A 3,002-nucleotide genomic window follows, 5' to 3' on the forward strand; every position below is an offset into this window, starting at 1 on the left:
TACGAAGTACAAAGTACGAAGCACAAGAGCGACCTAAGTGGACCCACCGGGTCGCAACAATGACTTCAGGCGCATCCTCGCTCGAATGCGGTCACCGATCGGATGGATGGTTCGCAGGTACGTCTCGGTTTCTGCAAAGGATGCGGCTGCCTGGTCGATGAGGTGATCGTCGAGGCGTTCCTGCGGTCCGAACACCTGAGCCGTGATGCCATCGGCGAGGGGAGCCATCGAGTGGTGCACCGAAGCTGCCGCCTCCAAAGGTGTCCAGGAGGGTGGGGGACCGTCCCCAAAATCGCGGAGCCGATCGATGATCTCATCCCAGGCACTCGAGATGTCGCCCTTGCGAAGGCGAGTGAGTCTTCTGTGCCTGCGTGTCGCCTTTGCGACAGGGACCGACGAAAACACGAGCAACAGCGCGAGCAACACGACACGTGTCGGTGTGACGATTCGCAGTCGAGCTCCTTCCGACTCTGCCGAGGAGGATCCGGACACCAGTTGTCGTTCGTCGAAGTTGGGATCGAATTGCCGCGGCGCCGGAGGCGTCTCGACGTTGGGCGACTCTGCCGCTTCGGGCGGTGGCGGGATGTACTCCCTGGGATCGAAACCGACGATGCTCATCGTCGACGGATTGTCGCCGAGCGACCGTGGTGTCGGATCGAATCGAACCCAACCCTGGTTGTTCATCCAGAGTTCCACCCAGGCGTGAGCATTGCGATCCCGGACGATGATCGTTCCGTCAGCCTGAACCTCTCCAGGTGCGAATCCGGTTACGACCCTGGCAGGAATCCCGATCGAACGAGCCATGACGGCCATTGCCGTCGAGAACTGCTCGCAGTAGCCGGTTCGGTAGCTGGGGCTGTCGGTCGTGAAGAGCCAGTCTGCGAGGTCCTTGCTCGCATGGCCGGGGTCGACGTCGAGTGAGTAGGTGAAGACGTTCGGATCGCGGAACCAGGCTTCGAGCAGGAGTGCCTTCTCGAACGCGCTGGTGCCGTTCTCGGTGAGGGAGCGCGCCTCGGTGCGGATGATCGGGTCGAGGGTCGGAAGTTCCAAGGCTTCAGAGAGGGAAGCAGGTCTGTTGGTCGCCGGTGTGGGGACCGCTCTTCCTCCAAACGCGCCGCGCTTGGCCGCCTCTCGAAAGATGGGGGTGAGTCTGCCCCCGGTACTTGCCAGAGCGTTCAAGTCCGGCGCCGGTACGAGTGCAGCTTCCTGGTAGGTGAGGTTCTCCCAGGTGAGCAGATCGAACTGGATCGAACCATCGGTCCGGACGCGGAAACTGTCGTTGAACAGCGTGGAATCGGAACCCAACCAGGTGGGGGAGTACACGATCGGCAGATAGTTCTGGCGGAGTTTCGCAATCGTCACGGAAGCGGATACCGGGAGGACAGGGCCGAAGAACGACATGTCAGCGTCCTCCCACACCTCGCTGTCGGGTCCGTGGGTTTCTCGCGCCTTCGGGATCCAGTTCTCGCCGTCGAACTCTTCGAGGGTGATCAGCTCCCAGTAGATGGACGAAGGGTCCACATCGCCTTCGACTCTGGCAGTGAAGACGGGCGTGTCGGTTTGCGACACGAGTTGCTGTTGGATACCGGTGAAGAGGTTGTAGGACACTCCGACGAGGATCCCTCCGCCGATACTCGTGTGGGTGCGCCAGTCGACGAGACCGCCGGGGGGAATCACCTTGGAGAGCAGTGTGGTGCCACCGAGCGCGATGAGGACCGAGATGACGACGAAGATACCCGGATACACATACGCCGCTCGTATCGGACCGCCTGAGCTTCGCATCGGGAATGTCGACGCCGACCGTTGATCCTCGGCTACGGCAGCAAACGCCAACGCCGCGACTCCGAGGAACGCGGCTTTCCACAGGAGTCCGGGAGATGCCTGGTCGATGACTGCCAGCTGGAGGTAGAACAGCAGCGGCGGTGCAAGAGCGATCAGGGGATGATCGTGTCGGATGCTCCATGACATCAGCGCCGCCAAGCCCCAGAACACGGCGGTGAGGATGACGATGAGCCCGGCGACCGGGGAAACAGGGGCGACACCGAGTCGAATCAGGTCGATTCCGAGGCTGAGCTCCGCCAGGAATGCAGGCAGTGTCTGCGAGCTCGGTATCAGCCCGAAGATGAGCGTTCCGGGTACCGCAATGCGCATGCTGACGAGGACCAGCGCACCAACGTTGGCCGAGATGGTGGACCACCGTCCTCGCAGCGCCCAGGTGATGATGCCTCCCATGACCGCGCCGGCGGCCAAGGCGATGGGCCACGGCGCTCCCTCGACCGAGGGTCGGAGGAGGCGTTCGAGACGCAAGAGCGCCAGCGCCATGCCGGCGGTTCCGGCTATCCAACTCCAGCGGTTGCCCATGGCATTGCTTTCATCCAGGCGGTAGCCCACGCTTCACCAGGGCGGACGGAAACGATCGTTGCGCCGCCGCGGCCGAAGCTGATCGGAATCGGGGTCGAAGAGACGGTGAGCAGCACCGCTGCTGTTGCATGGTGGGTGAGGTGTCTTGTCACAGATGCCACCTGCGAGTCTGGTGTTCCTGTGACGATGACAAGGGTGCCTCCTCGACCTTTCAGCTGAAGGCGAGTCGCCGCCGAGCTGAAATCGAAGGCGCCGAGCGGCTGCAGGCCGGCAAGTGCCCGCATGGCGGCCTCGTAGGGGTTCACATCGAGACTCGTAAGATCACCTCCGGTCCAGAGGTCGGCTTCAAGTCCGGCCGAGAAGAAGTGGTGGATTGCCGAAGCTGCGCCGCGTATCGCAGTTTCGAAGGCGTCCTGGCCGCTGTAGACGGCGGATCTGGGATCGACGACGATGAGCGCACGAGGCTCCCATGGTGCCTCGAACTGGCGGATCATCATCTCGTCGCGCCGTGCCGTCGTTGGCCAGTGGACCCTTCGCAGGTCATCGCCGGTCTGGTACTCGCGCAGGCTGAAGAAGTCTTCACCGCCTCGCTGGACGGTCTCGGCACGTGCCGCCTGCATTGAGGGATCAACACCGCGAAG

The 3,002-nt window shown here is 62.7% G+C and carries 2 protein-coding genes; both read right to left on the bottom strand.

The window, feature by feature from the left end:
- Positions 1 to 33: 33 nt before the first annotated feature.
- Positions 34 to 2,361 carry a DUF3488 domain-containing protein gene (locus GWP04_12560; GenBank protein NIA26370.1) on the bottom strand — a complete coding sequence of 776 codons (2,328 nt, stop codon included), beginning with the start codon at positions 2,359 to 2,361 and terminating at the stop codon, positions 34 to 36.
- A complete protein-coding gene (locus GWP04_12565) occupies positions 2,337 to 2,981 on the bottom strand; it encodes a DUF58 domain-containing protein (protein ID NIA26371.1) in 645 nt (214 codons plus the stop codon). The genes GWP04_12560 and GWP04_12565 overlap by 25 nt, the downstream gene beginning before the upstream one ends.
- Between the last annotated feature and the right edge of the window lie 21 nt (positions 2,982 to 3,002).

Source organism: Gammaproteobacteria bacterium (assembly GCA_011682695.1).
GTDB lineage: Bacteria > Actinomycetota > Acidimicrobiia > Spongiisociales > UBA4744 > BMS3Bbin01.